Annotated in this window: 18 protein-coding genes; 16 read left to right on the forward strand and 2 right to left on the reverse strand. The window is 51.4% G+C overall.

Annotation, left to right across the window (positions count from 1 at the left end; all coding sequences use genetic code 11):
- Positions 1 to 51: 51 nt before the first annotated feature.
- Both GRF59_RS27085 and GRF59_RS27090 read right to left on the reverse strand, forming a co-directional pair.
- On the reverse strand, positions 52 to 1,884 hold the full coding sequence (locus GRF59_RS27085) for a cache domain-containing sensor histidine kinase (protein WP_160500830.1): 1,833 nt from the start codon (positions 1,882 to 1,884) through the stop codon (positions 52 to 54).
- Positions 1,881 to 3,314, reverse strand: a complete 1,434-nt coding sequence (locus tag GRF59_RS27090; protein WP_160500831.1) for a response regulator transcription factor — start codon at positions 3,312 to 3,314, stop codon at positions 1,881 to 1,883. Before GRF59_RS27090 ends, GRF59_RS27085 begins: the two co-directional genes overlap by 4 nt.
- Positions 3,315 to 3,653: 339 nt before the next feature.
- Between GRF59_RS27090 and GRF59_RS27095 the strand changes: the two genes are divergently transcribed.
- From GRF59_RS27095 to GRF59_RS27170, 16 genes are all read left to right on the forward strand, one after another.
- The gene (locus GRF59_RS27095; protein WP_237392081.1) at positions 3,654 to 4,640 is read left to right on the forward strand and encodes an ABC transporter permease; all 987 of its coding nucleotides are present in this window, start codon (positions 3,654 to 3,656) and stop codon (positions 4,638 to 4,640) included.
- A gap of 25 nt (positions 4,641 to 4,665) precedes the next feature.
- Entirely contained in the window at positions 4,666 to 5,562 is an 897-nt protein-coding gene (locus GRF59_RS27100; protein ID WP_160500833.1) for a carbohydrate ABC transporter permease, read from the forward strand.
- 54 nt (positions 5,563 to 5,616) lie between these two features.
- Positions 5,617 to 7,257, forward strand: coding sequence for an extracellular solute-binding protein (locus GRF59_RS27105; RefSeq protein ID WP_160500834.1), 1,641 nt, complete (start codon positions 5,617 to 5,619; stop codon positions 7,255 to 7,257).
- 173 nt (positions 7,258 to 7,430) lie between these two features.
- Entirely contained in the window at positions 7,431 to 9,434 is a 2,004-nt protein-coding gene (locus GRF59_RS27110) for a right-handed parallel beta-helix repeat-containing protein (RefSeq protein WP_160500835.1), read from the forward strand.
- Between the two features lie 28 nt (positions 9,435 to 9,462).
- Positions 9,463 to 10,518 carry a peptidylprolyl isomerase gene (locus GRF59_RS27115; RefSeq protein ID WP_160500836.1) on the forward strand — a complete coding sequence of 352 codons (1,056 nt, stop codon included), beginning with the start codon at positions 9,463 to 9,465 and terminating at the stop codon, positions 10,516 to 10,518.
- A gap of 234 nt (positions 10,519 to 10,752) precedes the next feature.
- Positions 10,753 to 12,633: a molecular chaperone HtpG gene (gene htpG, locus GRF59_RS27120; RefSeq protein ID WP_160500837.1), complete on the forward strand. Its 1,881-nt coding sequence runs from the start codon at positions 10,753 to 10,755 to the stop codon at positions 12,631 to 12,633.
- A 168-nt stretch (positions 12,634 to 12,801) separates the two neighbouring features.
- Positions 12,802 to 13,947, forward strand: coding sequence for a YecA family protein (locus GRF59_RS27125; protein ID WP_160500838.1), 1,146 nt, complete (start codon positions 12,802 to 12,804; stop codon positions 13,945 to 13,947).
- Positions 13,948 to 14,129: 182 nt separating this feature from the next.
- The gene (locus tag GRF59_RS27130) at positions 14,130 to 14,918 is read left to right on the forward strand and encodes a helix-turn-helix domain-containing protein (protein WP_160500839.1); all 789 of its coding nucleotides are present in this window, start codon (positions 14,130 to 14,132) and stop codon (positions 14,916 to 14,918) included.
- A 124-nt stretch (positions 14,919 to 15,042) separates the two neighbouring features.
- The gene (locus tag GRF59_RS27135; protein WP_160500840.1) at positions 15,043 to 15,939 is read left to right on the forward strand and encodes a phytanoyl-CoA dioxygenase family protein; all 897 of its coding nucleotides are present in this window, start codon (positions 15,043 to 15,045) and stop codon (positions 15,937 to 15,939) included.
- Positions 15,940 to 16,057: 118 nt separating this feature from the next.
- Positions 16,058 to 16,513, forward strand: a complete 456-nt coding sequence (locus tag GRF59_RS27140; protein ID WP_423802986.1) for an SRPBCC family protein — start codon at positions 16,058 to 16,060, stop codon at positions 16,511 to 16,513.
- Positions 16,514 to 16,698: 185 nt separating this feature from the next.
- Positions 16,699 to 18,405: an amylo-alpha-1,6-glucosidase gene (locus tag GRF59_RS27145; protein WP_160500842.1), complete on the forward strand. Its 1,707-nt coding sequence runs from the start codon at positions 16,699 to 16,701 to the stop codon at positions 18,403 to 18,405.
- Between the two features lie 207 nt (positions 18,406 to 18,612).
- Entirely contained in the window at positions 18,613 to 20,358 is a 1,746-nt protein-coding gene (locus GRF59_RS27150) for a cache domain-containing sensor histidine kinase (protein WP_160500843.1), read from the forward strand.
- The gene (locus GRF59_RS27155; RefSeq protein ID WP_160500844.1) at positions 20,336 to 21,520 is read left to right on the forward strand and encodes a response regulator transcription factor; all 1,185 of its coding nucleotides are present in this window, start codon (positions 20,336 to 20,338) and stop codon (positions 21,518 to 21,520) included. Before GRF59_RS27150 ends, GRF59_RS27155 begins: the two co-directional genes overlap by 23 nt.
- A 131-nt stretch (positions 21,521 to 21,651) precedes the next feature.
- Positions 21,652 to 22,923 (forward strand): ABC transporter substrate-binding protein, encoded by a 1,272-nt coding sequence (locus tag GRF59_RS27160; protein WP_160500845.1) that lies wholly within the window; start codon positions 21,652 to 21,654, stop codon positions 22,921 to 22,923.
- Between the two features lie 21 nt (positions 22,924 to 22,944).
- On the forward strand, positions 22,945 to 23,934 hold the full coding sequence (locus tag GRF59_RS27165) for a carbohydrate ABC transporter permease (protein WP_160500846.1): 990 nt from the start codon (positions 22,945 to 22,947) through the stop codon (positions 23,932 to 23,934).
- Positions 23,931 to 24,743, forward strand: coding sequence for a carbohydrate ABC transporter permease (locus tag GRF59_RS27170; protein ID WP_160500847.1), 813 nt, complete (start codon positions 23,931 to 23,933; stop codon positions 24,741 to 24,743). The genes GRF59_RS27165 and GRF59_RS27170 overlap by 4 nt, the downstream gene beginning before the upstream one ends.
- Positions 24,744 to 24,765 lie beyond the last annotated feature (22 nt).

A 24,765-nucleotide genomic window follows, 5' to 3' on the forward strand; every position in this document is an offset into this window, starting at 1 on the left:
ATGCAAAAAGCCCGCGATGCCGCGGGCTTTTTGCATGTATTGGCGTCTTCATCATGAATCCGGCGGATTGGAATCCCTTTCCATCGTCGCTGCCGTGCGGAGCAATGTGTCGCGGGCTTGAGCCGGAACCGCAGGCAGAAGCAGGCGGACCTTCGTCCCTTTCCCCGGTTCGCTTGCCAGGGTAACGCCATAAGGCTCCCCGTATTTCAAACGTATCCGATTGTGGACATTGCGGATGCCGATATGCTCGCTCAGAAGAGCATCCTTGGCCTCCAGAATCTGATTCAATTCGAGCAGACGTTCCGGCTCGATGCCGGTTCCGTTATCCGAGATCGTAATCATGAGATCTCCGGTTTCATTTTGCGCGGCTTCGACCTCGATCACGCCTCCCTTGCCGATGGACTCCAGCCCATGGTTCATGGCATTCTCCACGATCGGCTGCAGGATCATTTTGGGAACGGTCAGCTGCAGCAGCTCTTCCGGGCAGCGCTGCTCATAGCGGATTCTGCCGGAGAAACGGAGCTGATGGATTTTCATGTAGCTGCTTACGATTTGCAGCTCTTCTCCCAACGCGACCTCATCTCCGCCCTTGATGCTGTAGCGAAGCATCCGGCTGAGAGCTCCGGCCATTTCATACGTTCCCTTGCTGCCCTCCACGATCGCGATGCCCTTGATCGTGTCCAAGGTATTGCTGAGAAAATGCGGGTTGATCTGGCTTTGCAGAAAGGCAAATTCGATGCGCTGCTTCTCCAGCTCGGATTCGTAGAGCTCCGTGTTTGCATCGATCAGCTGATGGGTCAGTCCGTAAATTCGCTCAAGCATGGTATTGAATTCATTCGAAATGACTTCAATCTCCGCATAGCCCTCCAGATGAACGCGGGAATGCAGAACGTCAAGATTCTGGGTTTTCAGCTTTTTCATAAAGGACATTAGCAAAGACAGCGGCTTCAGGACATTCATTTTCAGGATGCTGTACAGGAAAAAGATGAATAGAAGCGTCACTGCCGATAGGGCATAGCTGGTCAGCTTTAGCCGGTCAAGGCCCTTCATCAGAATGCTGATGGGCGTCACGGTCACGATCTTGCCCTGAATTTCCGGGAGCGCATAGGCTTGAATGATGTACTTACTGCTTTTCTTCGTCTCGCTTGGGGGGAAGGCTTGTCCGCTGCTTAGCACGGAGCTTCGGATTGCGTCCATCAGGTCTTCGGCAGGCTCGGTATTGTTGGAATACACGAGTTCGCGGGAATCGAACAGGTAGAAGCTGGTGCCGGCAAGCCTCGGAAACTTCCCGAATTCCTTGTTGGTGTCCTGCACGTCCAGCGCAAGCACCATGTATCCGGCCTTTTCGCCATAGGCGATCCGGTTCCCGGAAGAGAAGATGTTCATGCCGAACAGAAAATGATCTCTTTCATTAATCATGTCGCCTGGTACAAACCCCGCATAATGAACGGTTCCGTCGCTGCCGATTCCGCTGCCGACCTGTTCGGCCTGACGGATCAGGCCCTTCATCGAGACGAGCTTGTGATCGTTGCTGACAATGGTGATATCGATAATGTCCGGGTAGGTGCTTTTGATGACGCTCATCAGGCTTTGGACCTTTTTGGACAACTCATAGATTCTGAGGTTGTCGTTTTCGGAGAGCAGGTTTTGTACCGTGGCGTCATACCCCAGGTTAATCATCAATTCCGATATATTGGCGTAGTTCGATGAAATCCGCTGCTTCATCATGGAGATCAGCTCTTCGTTGTACTGGGTGTTCTGCTCAATGATAAACCGGCTGGACTGCCGGTACACGCCCAAAATAACGACGGGAATGATGGCGGTAATAATCAGCCCGATGACGATGAACTGATAGCGGATGGAGAGCCTTTTGAAGAACCTCATAGGTTTTGCCTCTCCCGGTATTGGGTGGGCGTCATGTTCGTGATGCGCTTGAAGATCCGGGTGAAGTAGAAATAATCGTTGAATCCGCACTTATCGCCGATCTGCTTGATCGGGTCATTCGTTTCAGCCAGCAGCTTGCAAGCGTACTGGATCCGCTGGTTGGATACGTATTCGATGAAGTTCTCGCCGACTTCCTTTTTGAATAGGTGGCATAAATAATTCGGGCTTAGGAAGAACTTCTCCGACAGGCCCTGAATGGACAGGTCATCCGTAAAATGGTCATGGATATACCTCAATATTTCCCGGATCGTTTTGTGGGAGATGTCCGAACGAATGGCGTAGGATGGGTTGTCCAGGTCGCTGAGCGTATGCTCCACCAGATAATCGATCATGGCACCGGCATGCCCGAAATGGTAGGAAAGCTCCTCGTAGCCTTCGAACATTCTCCCGCTGCCCTGCGCACCGGTTCTGAAAAAATGATAGATGATCGCCGTAAAGATCAGATAGGCATCTTTCATGCTGAATTTGCCTTCGCTAAAATGGGTTTTGGCCGTTTTCATGCAGGACATGAACTGTACCCGGTCTTTGCGGCCGAGAGCATCGGAGATCATTTTGAGCGTTTCTTCTATATAAGGATTGGTCTGCGGCGGCGGGTTGAACATTCCCGGCTGGCCTGTTGTGAAAGAGCCGTAAGAGGCGAGGGAGGCTGCCTCCAGCGAAGCGTTCAGCTCTGCGAGATCGGACAGCAGGAAGCCCGCTCCGATGCTGTACATGGAACCCTGATGTGCCCGGCTGAGGTCCTCCAGAAGTGCTTCAGCCGCATGCTCATGCACAAGGTAACCGAAGCGGCGCGGACTCATCTGGAAGCTGAGATGCTGACTAGGCTGCTGAAGCCCGGCGGCCTTGCTGCTCTGTACGACGATCGGCAGGATCTGGCGGGCGTTGTCGATGCTTGTACCCGTCTGCTGCAGCACCCGCTTTACCTGATCCATATCCCCGGAGCAGATCGCTTCGTAGAGATCGGGAATATGCGCAGGGAAGCTTTCCCTTTTGCGTGTGTTTAGCACTTCCGCCAGTCTGGCGAGCATGCTGTCGATCTCTTCGATCTCGAAAGGCTTGAGGCAATATCCGAAGGTACCGTAGTTCAGCGCCTTCTGGGCATATGCAAACTCGGCATGCGCGCTCAGCACGACGAAGAGCGTATCCGGCGAGGCTTCCTTTCCTTTCTTGATCAGCTCCAATCCGCCAAGGACAGGCATCTTGATATCCGTCAGCACGACATCCGGGCGAAGGGCCTTCACAAGCTCCAGCGCTTCTTGGCCGTTCTCCGCGTCTGCGATGACCTCGAATCCGAAACTGTTCCAATGAACACCCGATTTAATGCCTTCCACGATCCATTTTTCATCATCCACAACGACTGCTTTATACATGATCTTCCCCCTTGAATTTATAGATACTTGACATGCTGCGTCAAAAAGGAAAGCGTATTCAGTTCTCTATCGCAAGGATACATGACTTTCATTATTTGGTAAACAGAAGGAAAAGGTAGACGCTATAGAGATTTTTACGATAAATATATACAAAACTCAGATCAGGCTGCGGACATGCTAATGACTCGGAAGCGGAGTCCACATGTTTGCGGAATTATGTCTATATGCGCCGATTCTGCGGCTGAATATAATGGACATACAGCAAGCTGCCGGGGAAGCTGGACGAAGATAAACAATTTGCAAACGCATACATACATGGAATTCCTGCACCGGCGGCAAATGGCTAAATCTATCATTAACGAAAGGCGGCGAATCGGGATGAAACGCAATAACAAGGCAGGCGGCCGTTCTTCGAAAAGCGGATTGTGGAATACGATGCGGCAGTACAAATACCACTATCTGATGGTCCTGCCGGTCATCGTCTGGTATATCCTTTTCAGTTATCTGCCCATGTATGGGATCACGCTCTCCTTCAAGACCTTCGATTTCAGCAAAGGAATTCTCGGAAGTCCGTGGGTCGGGTTCCAACATTTCCGTGAGATTTCCCACGATCCGGAGTTTTGGAGCGCATTCAAGAACACGGTTATCATCAGCTTGTCCAAGCTGGTCATCCATTTTCCGCTTCCGATCATTCTGGCGATGGTGATGAACGAGTTCTCGCGCACGAAGGCAAGGAAGTTTTTTCAGACACTGTTTACCTTCCCGCATTTTATCTCTTGGGTCGTTCTGGCGGGGATTCTGACCAATATTTTCAGCAACGACGGGGTCTACATTCAGCTGATGACGATGCTCGGCTTCGATGCTTCATCACCGCTCGTCAGCGTGCAAGGGTTCAGACCCATGATCTATCTCAGCCACGTATGGAAGGAAATCGGCTGGGACTCCATCATTTATATGGCTGCGCTCACCGGGATCAATCCCGAGCTGTACGAAGCGGCCGAAATGGATGGAGCTAGCCGTTTGCAGCGCCTGCGGTACATCGCGTGGCCGGGCATCAAGAGTACGGTGGCGATTCTCTTTATCCTGACGATCGGTAACCTGCTCAGTCTGGGTTCAAGCTTCGAGCAAATTTTCAACCTGTACAGTTCTCCCGTGTATTCCGTCGCGGATACCATTGACACCTATGTGTACCGCACCACCTTTACGGTTGGCGCAGACTTCGGTTATATGACGGCGGTAGGATTAATCAAATCGGCGATCAGTCTCGTGCTGTTGGTTCTGGCGAATATGACCGTGAAGAAGATGGGCGAGCAGGGATTATATTAAACGCGCAAAGGGGGACTTTTTTCAGATGGAGCAAGCCTTGACTCAGAAAAAGAAAATCAGTGCCTACGATGTGGCGGTATATATCATCCTCGGCATTCTGGCGATCATTACCTTTTATCCTTTTTATAACGTGCTTATCATTTCTTTCGCCCGCTTCGATGTCATTAGCAAGTCGAATCTGTACTGGCTGCCGCTGTCCTTTGATTTCTCGGCCTATAAGCTTATATTCGGCGACGGCAAGTTCTGGAACGCATTTGGCGTGTCGATGCTGGTGACGGTTGTGGGCGTGGCCTTCAGCATGGTGATCTCCGTCGCGGGAGCCTATGCCTTATCGAAAAAAGGAATGCCGGGCCGCAATCTGCTGCTGACCCTGATCCTGATTACGATGTTCTTCAACGGCGGATTGATTCCCTTTTACCTGATCGTGAAGAACCTGGGGCTGGTCAATAACATCCTTGTCATGATCGTTCCGGCAGGCATTAATACGCTGTATCTGATCATCATGAAGAACTATTTCAATACCATTCCCGAGGGGCTGGAGGAATCGGCCAAGCTGGACGGGGCGAATGATATCACAATCCTGCTCCGGATCATCATTCCGATCTCGGCTCCCTTTATGGCAACTTTCGCTTTATTCTACGCTGTGGAGAGATGGAATGAGTGGTGGCATGCGCTGATCTTCATCAGCGACTCTGCGAAGGCGCCGCTGCAGATTTATCTGCGCGAAGTGCTGATTACGTCCAATTCCTCGCTGAACAGCATGGCCATGACGCTTGCGGAGCAAAAGGCGACGACCAAGGTCTACACGCCAAGCCTACAGATGGCGACCATCATCGTATCCTGCATTCCGATCATGCTCGTGTATCCGTTCCTGCAAAAGCATTTTGCCAAAGGCATTCTGGTCGGCTCCATTAAAGAATAAAGCACCAACACATACAGTCACCGCTTCATCCGAATATAAAGAGGAGGGTTTGAATTGAAAAAAACGCGTAAGTTCAGCATGCTGCTGATGACGCTCGCTATGATTGCGACGCTATTCGCAGGCTGCGGCAGCAAAGACAATGCAAGTGAAGGCAATACCGGCACCGCGCCGGATGGACAGAGCAGCACCGCGGCATCGGATGATGATCCGTTCAAGGAGCATCTGGACATCTCGGTGGCGTTTTGGGACATCGACCAAGTAGCCGAGAAGTGGGATAAAGACCCGATATTTCAAGATCTGATGAAAAAGTTCAACATCACCATCAAGCCGGTTAACGTCACCTGGGACGACTACGTGCAGAAGTTCCAGATGTGGGCCGCTTCGGGCCAGCTTCCGGACATTTTCGCGACCGACGCCATCGGCACGCAGTATTACCGCAACTGGGTGAATCAGGGGATTGTCAAAGCGCTGCCTGAGGATATGAGCAAGTACCCAAGCCTGGCGGAATATTTCGAAACGCCGGATATCAAGGGACTCAGCGAAGACGGCAAGTATTACAACATTCCTAGACGGATGTTCCCGACCGTGGACTGGAGCGTGCTTGACCGCGTGGTCATGTACCGCTGGGATCTGGCGCAAAAAGCCGGAATAACCAAGGAGCCTGAGACTTGGGATGAGTTCAAGGCGATGCTGCAGGCGATTGTGGACAAGGATCCGGAAGGCAAACATATTACGGGTCTGACCTCATCTACAACCAAAATGATCGGCGGCTTCTTCTGGCTGTACGGCAATTCGGCGGCAACCAGCGACGGCAGCGGCAGCGATTTCAAGTGGATCAAGGAAGACGGCAAATTCGTGCCGGCCGTGTTCTCGAGTAAGGCACTGCCCGCGCTGCAAAACATGCGGGATATGTTTGAACACAAGCTTGTGGACCCGGACATCGCTTTGACGAAGCCGGATACGGCATACGACAAATTCGTATCGGGCAAATCCGCGGCGCTGCTGGCCGGCGGTGGTTTCCTGGGCATCGATCAGAACATCTACGAGAAGCGCTGGAAAACGGCGTATCCGAACGCGGATTTCACGCAAAGCGTAAAGGTGCTGAAGCCGCTTACGGGACCGGACGGCGAGCGTTATCATCCTGTATTCAAAACGTATTGGTCCGAGAGTTATTTCAACGCCAAAATCGACGACAAGAAGCTTGACCGTATTTTGCGCCTGTACGACTACATTCTGTCGCCTGAAGGCAACGACCGGCTGACATATGGCGTCAAGGACGTGGATTACAAGGTGGAGGGCGACAAGAAGGTGCCTATCGGGGACGTGTCCCTAAACGAGAAGTATCCGGCAAAAGGCTTCCTGATGAACCTCGTGACGTATAACACGTCGAACGCTTACGACATGAACAATCCGACGATCGCGAACAAGACGATCCGCCAGGAGGCAGTCGACTATATCGACTGGAGCATCAAAAACTCCAAGGTGCCGGATTACGATATCCGCCTGACCTACATGTCAACGCCGACCAAGGATAAATTCAGCGTTCTCGATCATGATGACCTGCTGAATATGATGCTTAGCAAAGATCCGATCGATAAGGCTTGGGAGAACACATTGAACAATTACAAGGCCAAGGGCCTCGATAAGATGATCGATGAAGTCAATGCGAAAGCAAAGGAACAGGGCATCGAGTAAACCGCAATGATAAATCATAACTGAGAAAACACGTTAGTCTGCTGCACGAAGCGCCTTTTGGGACGAGTTGGAAATGTTCATGACAAGAACCTATTCCATTTCAGACAAGGGGCGCTTTTTGCATATTGAAAACGTCTGCGGACGCACTTTCACAAATATGAGGAGGAATGGTGATGAGGAGAAGAAGGCTGGCAAAACTGTTGATTTGGGTGTTGGTTGTCTTGTTTCTGGCTGTGAGCGTACCGGACAGGTCATCCCTGGTATTCGCAAATAACAAAGCTTACTTCGTGGATTCCGTTGGCGGGAATGATGCCAATAGCGGACTCAGCGAGTCGGCCGCATGGAAAACGGTAGCCAAAGTGAACAGCACCACATTCCAGCCGGGTGACCGGATTTTATTCAAGGCAGGGGGCGTATGGAGCGGGGAACTGTGGCCGAAGGGGTCGGGAGCCAGCGGCAATCCGATCACGATCGATATGTACGGTACGGGCAGCAAGCCCGCTTTGATCGGAAGCCAGACCGCCAACCAAACGCTGCGCCTGGATAATCAGGAGTACTGGGAAATCAACAATCTGGACATTTCCGCGAATTATACCGATTCTTTTACCCGGCGCGGCATCTATGTCCACGCAAGCGACTATGGCACGCTCAATCACCTGTACTTCAGAAATCTGCTCATCCATGATGTGTGGCCGAACATCGCCCACGCCAACAACAATACCGCCAAGGATACCGGAGGGATGTTCTTCTCTATTACGGGGAGCACGACGGTTACCAAGTTCAACGACATCCGGATCGAGAACAACACCATCCGGGATCTGGACCGGGAGGGCATTACGCTCACCTGGACCTCCTGGTCGAACCGCCAGGGAGAGACGGGAGGCTCCGGACCGTGGACAGGCAGCACAAATGTTGTGGTGAGAAACAACTATTTTACGAATATCGGAGGGGACGGTCTGGTGGCACAGGGACTGCAGTCGCCGCTGATCGAGTATAACACCATCGACGGCTTCAATAAGCGCAACTACAACGTCAGCTATAACGCGGGGCTATGGGCTTATTCCGCAGATGACGCTGTATTCCAATACAACGAAGCCATGAACGGAAAGTCGACCCGCGACGGGATGGCTTGGGATGCGGATGCGAGAACCAACCGGACGATCTTCCAGTACAATTACAGCCACGATAATGAAGGCGGCAGCATGCTGTTCATCAGCTATGGTACGGAGTATTCGCGCGATGCGGTTTACCGGTACAACATCAGCCAGAATGACCGTAATTTCTTAATTACGGCGACGAATCCGATTAATGCGAGCATCTACAATAACGTGTTTTACACGCAAAGCGGCATTTCGGCCAAGGTATTTAATACGAACAGCGGTACGGCCACTTTGAAAAATAATATTTTCTATAATCAGGGTACGACCTCAACGGGCGGATGGGGCTCCGGGTATACCTACAGCAACAACGTGTTTTATGGCAATTACGCGACGACGCCTAGTGATCCGAATAAAATCACGTCCGATCCGCAATTCGTAAATCCCGGAACGGGCGGCAACGGTCGAAACACGCTGGCCGGTTACCAGCTGCAAAGTACGTCTCCGGCCATCAACAGCGGGATGGCGGTGGCCGATAACGGAGGCAAAGATTTCTGGGGCAACCCGATCTATGTAGGCAATCCGGACCGCGGGGCATATGAGCACCAGAGCAGCGTACCCTCGCCAACGAATGTGGCGCTAGGCAAAACGGTCACGTCCGGCAGCTTCATCAACAACCCGGAACGCGTCACGGATGGGCAATCCGGCAACAAGGAGCAATATGCGGGACTGGATGCGGGGCTGCAGTGGATGACGATGGATTTGGGTGCCTCTTATGAGCTGAGCCGGATCAAGCTATGGCATTATTTTGACGGCAGAACGTACAGGGATGTGATCTTGCAGCTGTCTGACTCACCGGATTTTTCAAGCGGCGTGACCACCGTGTTTAATAATGACACCAATAACAGTGCGGGTCTCGGGGCAGGAATGGATGCGGAATATGCCGAAACCGCGGCAGGCAAGGAGATTTCCTTTGCACCGGTGCATGCCAGATATGTCCGGTTTTGGTCGAACGGCAGCAGCGTGAATTCGTGGAATCATGTGGTCGAGGCAGAAGTGTACGCAACGAATACGCCATAAGGGGTTGGTCAGGATGAGAATGTTCCCGTTGGACGCATTTAGACGGGCTTGGCTGCCGTTAGCAGCGTGCTTGTTATTGGCTGCGGCGGCTGCCGGGTATGTCCTGGCTGCGGATGGGGAGAAAGCAGAAGGGCCGGTACTGACCGTAGACGGGGAAGCCGTTACCGCGATGGAATTCCAAGCGGCGATGTCACGGGAACGGATTGGCGTTATCCAGCAATTCCAATCCCGGTACGGAGCAGAGTTCGATCAGGGCTTCTGGCAGCGCCGTTATGACGGTCAAACACCGTTAGAAGTACTCAGGCAAAAAGCGCTGGAGCAGATCACAAAGCTCAAGGTTCAACAGATCGCTGCGAAACGCGAGGGCATCGTAACGGATATTTCATACGACGGCTTTTTAAAGAGCAGAGAGGAGGAAAACCGGAGAAGACAGGAGGATGCAGGCAGGGGGAAAGTCATCTACGGTCCGCTTCAGTTTGGGCAGGAGGAGTACTATCAATATACTTTCAGCCTGATGCTTACCCGTTTGCAGGAGCGGTTGGCTGCCGGAGAGCTGGCATCTTCTCCGGAGGAGATCGACGTGTTTTATGAGAAAAATAAGAATGTTTTATACAGGCAAACACCATCGATCCGAACGCGAAAGCTATTCATTTCCGGCTCGGAAGGGGAAGCGGCTTCGCTGGCGAAGCAGGCACAGGCTGAAGCGCAGCAGCTGCAATCCCTTGCCGAGGCAGCGGAAACGATGAATGGCAAGGTTGAAACGGATGTCCAGTTATTCGATGCTCAGACGCTCCGCAATGATGCGAGGTACATGCCGGAGCTGCTGGAAGCCGCGCGGCGGCTTGCTCCCGGGGAAATCAGCGGCGTTGTTCCCGTCGCAGGAGGGTATGCCATATTGCAATGCGTGGAGCGTCAAGAAGGTGGATATGCTTCCATGGAGCAAGCCAATGAGGATATCCGCAGCAGACTTATGGAGCAGAAGTATGAGTCGTGGCTCATGGATCAGGTTAGGCGGGCGAAGGTGGAAACGCACCGGGAAATGCTTGATAGCATGGATGTACAGGATTCAGGGTTCGGTGGATGATAATAAGAACGGCCCCCATCAGGGAGGCCGTTCTATTTTTGATAACGTCGTAGACTTAGAAGGTGACAACGCGATTCATAATTGCTAAAACGGGATGAATTACATGCGATTAAGCCTTGCATTACCTTGGTATGTATTGACTTCCAAAAACAAGGTGTGATATATAAAAGGAAGAATTAGCACTCATGAAGATAGAGTGCTAACGAATCGTTCGAATCGAAAGGAGCCTAACTCATGCTGAAAAAAGAGTTTAAAGCCGAATCAAAACGATTGCTGGAAATGATGATTAACTCGATTTATACCCAGAAGGAAATCTTTTTGAGAGAATTGATCTCGAATGCCAGCGATGCGATCGACAAAATTTACTATAAGGCGCTGACCGACGATCAGCTTGTATTTAATAAGGATGATTATTACATCCGAATCACTGCCGATAAGGATAACCGGACATTAACCATTGCGGACACCGGGATCGGCATGTCGCAGGAAGATCTTGAGAATAACCTGGGCATCATCGCGAAAAGCGGTTCGCTGGCTTTCAAGAGCGAGAATGAAGCCAAGGACGGCCACAACATCATCGGCCAGTTCGGGGTCGGTTTCTATTCCGCATTTATGGTTGCCGATCAAGTAACGGTAATCAGTAAGGCACTCGGCAGCGACCAGGCCTACCGCTGGGAGTCCGAAGGTACGGACGGCTACACCATCGAGCCTTGCGAAAAGGATTCGATAGGTACGGAAATTACGCTGAAGATCAAAGAGAACACCGAAGACGATCAGTACGATGAATACCTCGAGGAATACCGCCTGAAAAGCATCATCAAGAAATACTCCGACTTTATTCGTTATCCGATCAAGATGGACATTACCGGACACCGTCCTAAAGAAGGCGGCGAAGGTGAGTTTGAGGAGTACAAGGAAGAGCAAACCGTCAACAGCATGGTGCCGATCTGGCGCAAGAACAAAAGCGAGCTGACGCAGGAGGACTACGAGAATTTCTATGCGGAAAAACGCTACGGGTTCGACAAGCCGCTTTCGCATGTGCATGTAAAGGCGGATGGAGCCGTGGTTTACAATGCGATTCTGTTCATTCCGGAGAACACGCCGTTCGATTATTATACGAAAGAATACGAAAAAGGGCTGGAGCTGTATTCCAATGGCGTGCTGATTATGGACAAATGCGGCGATCTGCTGCCGGATTACTTCAGCTTCGTGAAAGGGATGGTCGATTCCGAGGACCTGTCCCTGAACATCTCCCGGGAAATGCTGCAGCATGACCGTCAGCTGACGCTGATCGCGAAGAATATCAAAAGCAAAATCAAGAGCCAGCTCCAGTCCCTGCTGAAGGATGACCGCGAGAAATACGAAACCTTCTTCCAGGCTTTTGGCAGACAGCTGAAGTTTGGCGTCTATAATGATTATGGCGCGAATAAGGACACGCTGTCCGATCTGCTGATGTTCACGTCCTCCAAGGAGAAGAAGCTGGTTACCCTCGATGAGTATGTATCCAGAATGCCGGAAGACCAGAAGTATATCTACTATGCTTCCGGGACATCCGTAGAGCGTATCGAGAAGCTTCCGCAGACCGAGATTGTCGCAGACAAAGGCTACGAGATTCTTTATTTGACCGATGATATCGACGAATTCGCGATCAAGATGCTGATGAATTACAAGGAGAAGGAATTCAAATCGGTATCCAGCGGCGATCTCGGCATCGAAGCAGATGCGGAAGACGCTCCGTCCGAAGCGGAAGCAGCCGAGAACAAGGAACTGTTCGAGGCCATGTCTACGGTGCTCGCCGGAAAAGTGAAGAGCGTGAAGGCCTCGAAACGTCTGAAATCCCATCCGGTTTGCCTGACAGCCGAGGGCGATCTTTCGATCGAGATGGAAAAAGTGCTGAAGGCCATGCCAAACGGTGAAGGCATTCAGGCGGACAAGGTGCTGGAAATCAATGTGCATCATGAAGTGTTCCAGTCGTTGAAATCCGCTTTTGAAAAAGATCAGGAGAAGCTGGGACTGTTCACGAACCTGCTGTATAACCAGGCACTTTTGATCGAAGGTCTGCCGATTCAAGATCCTGTCGATTTTACGAATGACATTTGTAAAATCATGGTGTAATCTATTTATATTTGAAACTTATAAAACCCGGCCTTCCGGTGGCCGGGTTTTCATAATTCATAAGCAAGAGATGAATTTGCTCGAATAGTGTATAATGGATAAAGGCGCTTTGCTGCGCATGTTATCAATTTGGAAGAGGTGTAAATGTTGGAAGACCCTAGGTTACAAATGGAAGAACGCAATATACAGCACGCCATCATTGGAGACGTGATGACCCGTTTGCCGGAAATTCTGCAAAGCTTGACCAAGTCCAGACTTTCTTCGCTTGCCTCCGCTAATCAAATTTCCGGACGTTCCAAGATGAAGAAGGAAGAGCTTGCGGATGCTCTTTCAGCATATTTGACCGATCCCGAGCAGTTGAAGTCCATCGTACTTGTCACGGATGCAGACGAGTGGGCTCTTCTGGAAACGCTTATTAAGGAGCCGAATATTCAGGATAACGCGCTGCCTTTCGGACATTATTCCTATTATTTGGAACGAGGTTTAGTATTCAGCTTTTTCAGTGAGGGCAAGCTTTATGTCCTGATGCCGGAGGAAGTGAAATCCGCCGCATCTCGAATTGATCTGTCCGAACTGAAACAGGAGCATGGTTCCAAGCAGGAGGCCTATGAATATATCGCCGCTGCAGCTCATTTGTACGGTGTCATCAAGCTGGACAAGCTTGTTCATATAATTAATTCGCAAAACAGCATTGCCGTAGAGGAAGAAGAAGTTGCCAAATACGCAGCCGAAATGGTCGAACGCGGCCAGGATATTATTCTGCATGATGGCGTTCTCTTTAACGGATTGGTAGCAAACGGGGCAGATGACAGCAGGCTGGCTGAACTCACTGAAGGTTTGGACAGCAAACCGTTTTTTGTACCGGAAAAAGAAGAGCTTCTCCGTTATGCGGATCTGGGCTATTTCGAGATGACTCCGCAGCTTTCTGAGTTGAAGGCTTTCGTGCTTAACAATATGTCGAAGGACCAAGAGCTTGTTGAATACTTGATGGACGACATTCAATTGGCATGTACGAATAAATGCACGATGCAGGATTTGATCAATGAGTTCGAGAACCGCAAGGTTTCCTTCAAAACGCCGGTTCATGCACAGCGCGTTATTTCCTTGCTTGCGGAGGTATACAACAACACCAGAATGTGGTCGAATGGCGGTCACACGCTGGTCGAATTGGGCTCCATGCAAGAGGGAGAGGATCCGAAGAAGGGGCTGGTCAGACTTGTGGACGATAACGAAAACGTTGTTCCTAAGGTTGGAAGAAACGAACCTTGCCCTTGCGGAAGCGGTCTGAAATATAAGAAGTGCCACGGTAAATAATATCCTGAATAAAGGATTAAAAAAACACCCTGTAGAATTTGGAATAACCTTTCCGGTTATCCAATGATTCTACAGGGTGTTTTGCGTTACGGCTGCGCTTAAATGTCATGGCCTTTCAGGACTTGATCAGATCGCGAATCGATTGTATAGTGAGTTCCATTATAGGAAGGAGCGGAGGTGTCATGCTCTTGCTGGAGGTCAGAAGCTTTATCGGTACCCATGATAAGGATTGGGAGGATGAACGTTTATGGAGCCACCCGGATATCGAGATATCCGTCGTACTTGAGGGTAGCGGCCGATTTCGGGGAAGAGATCAAGAAAGAGCGGTGAACGCGGGGCACGTCGTATTGATTCCGCCGAATCTTCCTCATTCTTTTCATGCGGTTACGCCCATCCGATTCGGGGTTCTACTCATCCGGGGGCTGCCTGCCCGGATTCGCGAATTATTTGAACGGTTGATTCAGGACGGCTTCCCGAGGATCATCGCATTATCGGGGCTGGATCAGGATCATTACGAACGGCTCTTCCGCGAATGGCTGCGCATTCGCTCCTCCAAGCTGAAAGAACCGGAACGAAACTATATGGCATGGATTGAAATGCTGCTGCTCTTTTTAAATGAACATTCCCACTCCGACCAGCAGGCACTTTCGATTTCACACACCGGCGACTATATCCGCGAGCATCTGCAAGATGCCGTTCAAATCTCTGCATTAGCCGAAATGTGCGGTCTCTCGGAAGAAGGTTTCCGCAAACGTTTCTCTAAGGTATATGGCATGACGCCCAAACAGTACCAGCAAATGTGCCGGCTGGCGGAGGCCAAGTGGCAGTTGAGCTCTACGGATAGGGACATGCAGTCGATTGCGCAATTGATCGGTTTTACAGGTCTGCACTCCTTCTCGCTCTGGTTCAAAAAATTGGAGGATTGCCCTCCTTCGGAATGGCGAACCCGGCAGCGGTTATATCATGTTTAAGCGGGTTTTGCGTAAATGTTGAACGGTTTTGGCTAACGATTTCATCTCCCGGATCCGCTATGCTGATAAGGAATCCAATAACGGACGGGAAGCCGTCCGGATATCCAGAGGGGAGAATACCCACATGAAAGTGACAATCGGGCAAAGGGAACTTGAACTGGGAAGCCAATACCTAACAGAGCTCAGAAGCAGCCATGATATTCTGGAAAACACGGAGGCTCTCCGAGCTCGACTAGCGGAAGATGGCTATCTGTTCATCCGCGGATTTCACGACAGGGATCAGGTGCAATCTGCACGAATGGACTTTTTACGCAAGCTGCAGGCAACAGGTCGCCTGGACCCGAAAGCTTCTCTTCATGAAGGCGTGATTGGCGGAGAGAATAAAGGGATGATGTGGGGGGGAAGCACGGAGGAATTGCAATCCGATTTCCCGCATTTCCTGGAGATGGTGAACGGATCTTCGGTCATGAGCTTCTTTGACCGCCTGCTCGGCGGGAAGGCCATGACCTATGATTACAAATGGCCACGTGCCGTTGCGCAGGGAGGAAATACCGGGGCACATTATGATATTGTCTACATGGGAAGGGGAACGAAAAACGTCTACACCATGTGGACACCCTTGGGAGATACACCGCTGGAACTCGGTACGCTCGCGATATGTCTCGGCTCCCAGCATTTCGATCCTATCAAGCAAACGTATGGACAAATGGATGTTGACCGGGATCAGGTGGCTACAGGCTGGTTCTCGGAGGACCCTATTGAGATCGTGGAAAAATACGGCGGAAGATGGGCGACGGCTTCATTCGAAGCCGGGGATGTCATTATTTTCGGGATGTACATGATGCATGCCTCGCTGAATAACGCGACCCGCAGGTTCAGAATCAGCTCGGACACGAGGTACCAGCTCGCTTCGGAGCCTGTCGATGAGCGCTGGATCGGCCGAAAGCCGAAAGGGCACTATGCCTGGGGGAAATCGCCGCAAAAGTCCGTTGCCGATGCCCGGAAGGAGTGGGGGGTATAAACTAGGGTTTACCGTCCATGATTTATGTATAGCCGCTGAAAAAAAGGAACCCGTTAGCAAGTTATTATCATCTAAAAGCCTAAATCCTGAAAGGAATGAAGAATGTATGACCGAGCCCATGCGTGTGCCTGACTTATCAGCAAGACCTTTCCATTTGAAAGTGGAGCGACGGATGGATTCGGCTCCAGACGTGATTTTTAGAGCGTGGACGGAGCAGTTCGACCGCTGGTTTGCAGCCCCTGGATCCGTGATTATGCAGGGAAAGGTCAACACCGTTTTCTTCTTTGAGACCGAATTCAAACCCGATGCGCATCTGGAAGCTCAGCGCCATCCGCATTACGGACGGTTCCTGAGACTTGAAACAGATCGGTTGGTTGAATTGACGTGGGTGACCGGCGAAGGGGGAACGAAGGGCGCGGAGACGGTCGTCACCGTTGAACTGGAGCCGGCTGACAACGGAACGCTGCTGCGTCTCGAACATGCCGGGTTTCCGGATGCGGAATCAAGAGACGGGCATGAGCAGGCATGGCCATTCGTACTGGAGCAGCTGGATCAGCAGATGACCGGCATGTAGCGGGTGTCATGGAGCAAATCTAACAAGAATACCCCTGCCTCTCTAACAAAAGGACACCTTCAATCAGCAGATATATGAATTCCCAACAAATTTGCCTCTGCTGGAAAAACACCTGCACGTTCCTCGTATCCTTCATCAAGGGTAAAATGAAAGCGTATTATTCCTCTTGACGAAGGAGAACAGCCATGAAATTTGACCTGAGTATCGTGCCCTTCAGCCGTAAGGAGTCGTTTCTCGCGGTATCGCTCTTGCCTGAAGGAAAGAATAGACAGCAGGGTCTCTACCTGCGAACCGTCCGCGGCGGCGACGACAAATTCGGCGAGGCATTCCGGATTGAGCTGATCGACAAGCGAAACCAGCCGATACCGTATATGACGGAAGCTTCTCCAGGGGTCGTAAGGCTGAACTCCCCGGCTTCGGCCATCTATGCCGAAATTTGCATATCGGATAGCCGGACATTTCGCCTTCGTTCCAAGGGCTGCGGCATCCGGCTTACCTTTATGCCGGCAGCATACGATTATGCTTACGAAGTGAATAAGGACAGTTGGGAAATGAACAGCTTCACCCATGAATGCCGCTTTATGCTGACACGGCTGGCAGGCGGTATGAAGATGGAAGTGCCTTGGGATAAGATTAAAAGCTCACGCGTAATCGCAGAGTTCAATGCGGATGATGACACGAATATCGCGGAGTTTGCGGTAGAGGAGTTCCGCACGGTATGGGAACCAAGGGAAGCGTGGGAATCTTTTGAAGATGCCGTGATATCCGCCGAAAATGATTTTGGGACGTGGCTTGAACGCAGCCTGACTATCCCTGAACGCTGGCAGGAAGGACGGGAACTGGCCGCCTATATCACCTGGTCCTGCCTGGTGCCGGCAGAGGGATGCCTGACCCGTCCGGCGATGTACATGTCGAAGAACTGGATGACGAATATTTGGAGCTGGGATCACTGCTTTAATGCCATGGCGCTGGTACGCCATGATCCGAAGCTGGCATGGGACCAGTTCATGATCTTTTTTGACCGGCAGGATGAGAGCGGATTGATTCCGGACTTCGTGAACGACAAATATGAGCTATGGAACTGCAATAAACCGCCGATTCACGGCTGGACGCTGGCCTGGATGATGCAGCGTACTGATTACATCCGCGAGGGTCAGCTGAGAGAGGTTTACGGACCACTGTCCAAGTGGACAAATTGGTGGTTCCGATACCGGGACGGGGATGGCGACGGCATTCCCCAGTATAATCACGGCAACGATTCGGGCTGGGACAACAGTACAGCGTTTAATAACGGCATCCCGGTGGAAAGTCCGGATCTGGCCGCTTTTCTGATCATCCAAACCGAGCTTCTGGCTGAAATCGCTGGTTTGCTTGGGCTTGCGGAGGAATCCTCAGCATGGAGGCGTCTTGCCGAGGATACGCTGGAGAAGATGGTTGGACATTTTTGGAAGGATGGGAAGTTCATATCCTGCCGCTCAGGCACGCATGAACCGTCCGAAGGGGACAGCCTGCTGCTGTTCGTACCGATCCTGCTTGGCAAACGGCTGCCGGAACACATCCGCACAGCGCTCCTGGACGGATTGCGGGAAGAGAACCGGTTCCTGACCGCGAACGGCTGGGCGACAGAAAGCATCAGCAGCTCATACTATCAGCCGGATGGATACTGGCGAGGTCCGATCTGGGCGCCATCAACCATGCTGCTCGTGGAAGGCGCCGCTGCGGCGGGTGATTTGGAGCTGGCCCGGGAGGTATCGCGCCGCTTCTGCAGCATGCTTAACCGCAGCGGCATGGCGGAGAACTTCGATGCGCTTACAGGCGAAGGCCTGCGTGACAGGGCATTTACATGGACCTCGAGCGTATTCCTGATTCTGGGGCATGAGTATACCAATTAAACACGGGTTTTGCACTTCTTCGGCTGTTTTTACAGCGTTTCGGGGAGGTGCTTTTCCCGTTTGTTCGATCATAAGAGGATGTTATAGCGATGTTATATGCCATGAATAAAATGTAAGCGTTAACATAGGGTGACGGGGTTTATCTATTGAATGCCTGTCCATGCTAGAATGCAGATATACGCACTTGCGGGCAGGGGGGAACCGTGTATGAAAAGCCAGTGGCTTAAGCAGCTTTACCGCCGCTTCTTGTCGGGATCGTACCGCAGCATCCGGACTAAGCTGTTGTTTTGTTTTCTTGTCGTGACCCTTATTCCGCTGCTCTCGCTTGGAGCTTTATCCTACTATCAGTCTGCCAGAATTATTAACTCACAGTTTGGAAAATATGGCGAAAATGCCGTCGCACAGCTAGAGCAGCAGACGAGCTCATCTCTCTCCCGAATGAAGCAGATGAGCGAGACGATTTACTCCTATTTGCTGGATCCTGCACGTGCGGATCTCGGGAACCGGGCTCCCGTAACTTATAGTGAGATCATCGAAAAAAACGATTTTGAAGCCCTTCTCAAATCACTCCGGACTGATCTGACGGCAGGGATTTATATCATAACACCATCGGGCTATTATTATGGGGAAAATAATCTGGATGTCACCAAGCTTGGCAGCATTCCTGCATGGCAGGAAAAGCCATCCACGTTCCAAGGCATTTACTGGCTGGGATTTTATATGCAGGATCACGGGATAGGACGCGCGGGCGACTCGAATCTGCCTGTGCTGGGGCTGGCGGTGCCGATCCACAACTCCAGCGGGGCGCAGGATGGGAGCACAATTCTAATCGAGGAAAATGCCCAGGAACTGCTGCACATGTTCCGCCTGTTTGAGGAGGATACGAAAGCCCATCTGACGATCAAAGCATCCGATGGAAGAATCGTGTACAAGAGTGCTTCTGCATTCACCCCCAAGGATAGCGATATGATCTGGGACCGGACGCTGTCCGTGAACCAGTGGACGATTGAGGCAAGACTGCCTGCGAAAGCCTTCTATTTATCTTCAGGAATCATCCGTTCCAATACTATTTTGGTGGCTGTCATCTCCTGCATTCTTGCCTTTGGACTTGCGTATATCTTTTCATCCCATTTTACCGCCCGCATCCGTACGCTGAAGGATTCGATGCAAAAGGTCAGCTTCGGCAAGCTGGATACGCGGATGCCGATTGAAGGCAGAGATGAGCTGGGGAGTCTCGATATGAGCTTTAACCGGATGGTGAGCGGAGTGCAGACGCTGGTGCAGGAAGTGGAGCAGAGCGAGCGGCTGAAGAAGGAAGCCGAACTGAAAGCTTTTCATTACCAGATCAATCCGCATTTGCTGTTCAATACGCTGAATTCGATTCAGTGGAAGGCCAGGCTCGAGGGAGCCGAGGACATTCGCCAGATGCTGTACCATCTGACGATGGTGCTGGAAGGCAATCTCGATATTTCGCAAGAGCTGATTACGCTTGGCAGAGAGCTGCGGATGATCGAGCATTTTCTGAAGATACAGGAGATCCGGTATGGCGCTGTATTCCATTATGAGCTCCATTGTGAGGAAGCGTTGAAGCGGTATCTGATCCCGCGAATGACGCTGCAGCCACTTTTTGAAAATATATTTTTCCACGGCTTTATCGACGGTATCGGGGTCATTGAACTGGATATCAGAGAGGAACGCGAAGAGCTTCTGCTGACACTGAAGGACGATGGTGCGGGTATTACGGCAGAAAAGCTGGGCCGTCTATTTGTGCCGGGACCGCGACGCCAAGGGCGCGGGGGACTCGGCGTGCAGAACGCAGACCAGAAGTTTAAATTGCACTTTGGCCCGCAGTATGGGCTTACGGTACATTCGACCAAGGGTGAGGGTACAACCATAAGTATTCGTTGGCCCAAAAAGGAGGAGCGTTCCGATGGATACAACCAAGAAAATTAAGGTGCTGATTGCTGATGATGAGAGTATCGTACGCAAAGGGCTGCGCTCAACCGTACCTTGGGAGCAGTTCGGAATGGAAGTCGTGGCTGACGCTCCCAATGGGGTCAAGGCCTGGGAAGCCTTTCTGGAATATCGTCCGGAGGTCGTTATTACGGATATCGTTATGCCGGAGATGGACGGGATCGAGTTGTCCCGCAAGGTCAAAGAGATGGCGCAGCATACGAAGATCATATTGCTCAGCTGCCACCGTGATTTTGAGTATGCACAGCAGGGCATCCGGCTGGGGGCTTCAGGATATCTGCTGAAGACGGCTTTTGAGGATGAAGAGCTAGAGGAGATGCTGAAGCAGTTCCAGCGCGAACTGACGGCCCCGGCGCTTGACGTACCACAGGACGGCGAACGGCTGGAAACCATGCTTTTTGCCTGGCTGAACGGACACAGCGATAAATTTCTATCTGAGCTTGCGAATCTGTATGAAGGAAAGTGGCATTTTGGCGGGCAGCCACTGTATCTATATCTTATCCGCACGGTGGAATGCGGGGCGTCCTGGAGCGGCATTTTGCAGGAAGCACGCCAGGATGACCGCAGCATGTGTGACGGAACGATGATTCCTTACGGGGAAGAGTACTGCTATTGGATCGTGCCCGACTATCTCAAGGGGGCGGCAGAGAGCCTGCTCGTGGAGTGCAAGAGCAGATGCGGCAAGCTGCAGTGGAGCCGAAGGGGCGCTTTGCTGCTCAGTGACGATCTGAAGGAGGCGTTTATGTCTCTGCATAAAGAGTCGGAGCTGGAGCGAATCTATGGAGTATCGGGAGAGGATTGGCCGGAGCCGATCTGGAAGGCTGTACATCTGCTGCATGCGAACCCGGCTGCCGACTGGTCGGCGAGCGATCTGGCAGAAGAGGTCGGACTCAGCCGCAGCCACTTCTCCATTTTGTTCAAGAAGACGGTCGGGGATAGCTTTATTGCTTTTCAATATAAGCGGAAGCTGAGACTTGCCTACGGCCTGCTGCGGGATACGACGCTAACGATGCAGGAGATTGCCGAGCGGACGGGACTCGGCGACAGCAAATATTTCAGCAAATGGTTCAAGCGCTGTACGGGGCAAACGCCGAGCCATTTCCGTGCCCAACAAAAAGGAGACGGGTCCCGAACAGATTGACACCCGGCCTCGGAAATTCGAACAAAATCGCAACTACATTCGAATAGATACACGTTTTGAACCGCTTTCATAAGAGTTACGATGAAAGCGGTTCAATTATTATACACCTCATTGACAGGGGAGCTGACAATATGAATAAGAGAGTTTCACTCATTGTCCTTGCAACAACGATGATGGTATCCGTTCTGTCTGCCTGCGGCGGCAATGACGGAAGCGCCGGAACAGCCAGCCAGGGGGGTGGCGGGTCTAAGGCATCCAAGACGCTTCGCTTTGCGACCTGGGATACGGGGGATGCGCTCAAGATCGAGCAGGATATCGCCAAGAAGTTTGAAACGGAGCACCCCGGCACAAAGGTGCAGGTGGAGGCTTACGCTGACGGATTCGACCAGAAGCTGGCTGCGGGCTTCGGGGCGGCGAATCCGCCGGATGTGATGTATATGTGGGACTTCCCGACCTATCATCAATCGCTTGAGCCGCTGGACGGCTTCGCGGACAAGGATAAAGATCTCAACATAGATGATTTTTACAAAGGATTATTCAACTACGGCAAAATCGACGACAAGCTGTACGGGATTCCTGCCGGATTTACGACAAGAGTCGTGTACTACAACAAAAAGCTGTTTGATGAAGCCGGTATCCCTCATCCAAAAGACGGATGGACATGGAACGAGTTTCAGGATATTGCCCAAAAGCTTACCGATAAATCCAAAAAGCAATACGGCTTTGGCGTACGCGCCGAGAATGACACGTATGACCTGCAGGGATTTGTCTGGAGCAACGGCAGTTCCTTCATCTCTCCGGACGGTAAAACCATCGACGGTTACATGAATAGCAAGGAGACGGCCGATTCGATTCAAATGTTCGGCGACATGGTGAAAAACGGATCCGCAGTACTGACGGGAGGCAAGGGCCAGCAGAGCGGTGACGATATTTTCAAAGCCGGCAAAATCGCCATGTGGGAAAGCGGAATCTGGCCGCTGGAATCGTTCAAACAAGCGGGAATCGATGTAGGTACCGTTGAGATTCCGGCGTTCCCGGGCAAGCCGGTGAAGGGCGTGCTGGCAGAATCCGCATTGTCCATTGCCAAAGACTCCAAGCAAAAGGATCTCGCATGGGAGTTCATTAAATTCTACGTATCCAATGACTCGATCAAAATGCGCGTAGCCGATCTGCCTGTCCGTCAAAGCGTCGTCAACGAGCTGAAGAAGGATCAGGATTCGCTTTACAAGCCTTTTTACACGATGCTCGAACGTTCGAGCGATACGCCGGCGTTCCTCCTGAATCCGAAATGGAATGAAGTGAACCGTCAGCTCTCCGCAGCCGTCGAATCCGTTATGCACGGCAGCAATGCCCATGATGTGCTGAATCAGGCTGTCAAGGACAGCGAACGGTACTTGAAATAATTGTAGAAAGAAGGTTAGGAGATGGCTCAGACCTACCTGCAGAATACACCGGAACAGACAGCCGCCCTTAAACCCTTGAGAAAACGCAGATGGGGTGGGGCTGCCCCCTACCTCTTTATCTTTCCTTGGATTTTCGGATTCGTTGTCTTCACTCTGGGACCGTTGTTGTTCTCATTGATCATTTCGTTTTTTGATTGGCCGATCGTCGGCAAAGTCACCTTCATCGGTATCGACAACTACGTGGAAATGTTCACGGATGACCCGATGTTCTGGAAATCGCTTTTCGTAACCCTGAAGTTTGCCGTCCTGTTCGTTCCGCTTAACATTGTGGTTGCCCTTGGACTCGCCATGCTGCTGAACCAAAAGGTCCGGGGGAGCGCGATTTTCCGTACCGCCTTTTATTTGCCTTCCGTGATCTCGGGCGTGGCACTCGCCATGATCTGGTCCTGGGTGTACAGCGGAGACTACGGAATATTGAACTACTTCCTGTCTCTCTTTGGCATTCAAGGTCCCGATTGGCTCAATGATACCAAGTGGTCGCTTGTGGCCATGGTGGTTGCCAGCTTGTGGGGGCAAGGCTCAATGATGCTGATTTTCCTGGCGGGGCTCAAAGGCATTCCGAAGGATCTGTACGAATCCGCTTCAATCGACGGTGCAGGGAAAATCCGCCAGTTCCTCAGCGTCACGATTCCGATGATCACGCCAACGATTTTGTTCAATTTGATTACGTCCATCATTGCGGCATTCCAGCAGCTGACTCTCGCGTTATTGCTGACGGGAGGCGGGCCGATGAAATCGACGTATTTCTACGCCATGTATATGTATGAGAACGCATTCAAATATTTCAAGATGGGCTACTCTGCCGCGAACGCCTGGTTCATGTTCCTGATCGTGCTTGTGCTGACGTTCCTCGTATTCAAATCATCGGAAGCCTGGGTGTTCTATGAAGGCGAAATGAAGAAGAATCCGCAGAAGAAACTCAAAGCAAGAAAAGGGGGGCAGGCCGGATGAAAAAAGCATTCTCTTATGTCCTGTTGATTGCATTTTCACTGCTCTTCATCGCACCGTTGTTCTGGGCGGTGACAACGGCACTGAAGTCGCAGCAGGAGCTGTACCTGTTCCCGCCCAAATGGATTCCTTCCGTGTGGAAATTCAGCAATTTTGCCGAGGCATGGAATATACAGCCCTTTAATCTCTTTTTGAAAAATACGGTGGTCATTACGGCCTTGTCTACGCTGGGCCAGTTGATCTCCTGCACGCTTGTGGCTTACGGATTCGCCAGATTCCAGTTCAAAGGGCGCGACTTCCTGTTCCTGGTGGTCCTTGCGACCATGATGATTCCATGGGAAGTCACCATGATTCCGCAGTATATGGAATTCAACTACTTGGGCTGGATCAATACGCTTAAACCGCTGATCGTGCCGTCCTGGTTCGGTTCCGCTTATTATATCTTTTTGCTGCGGCAGTTTATCCTGACATTGCCGAGAGAGTTGGATGAGGCTGCAACGATTGACGGCGCCAGTAAAGTTACCGTACTGTTCCGGATTATCGTGCCGCTGATGGGACCTTCGCTGATTCTGGTAGCCGTATTTCAAGTCATGAGCTGCTGGAACGATTACCTTGGGCCGCTCATTTTCCTGAATGATCAGACGAAATACACGCTGACGCTCGGCTTGTCCCAATTCAAGGGCATGTACGGCGTCGACATGCAATCGATAATGGCGATTACCTGCTTGATCTCCATTCCGCCGCTGGCTATCTTCTTCTTCGCTCAGCGTTATATCGTTGGCGGAATCGCGACAACAGGCATCAAAGGATAGATAGAGAGAAAGGAAGGGAAGA

The organism is Paenibacillus dendrobii (assembly GCF_009807035.1).
Classification (GTDB): domain Bacteria; phylum Bacillota; class Bacilli; order Paenibacillales; family Paenibacillaceae; genus Paenibacillus_AQ; species Paenibacillus_AQ dendrobii.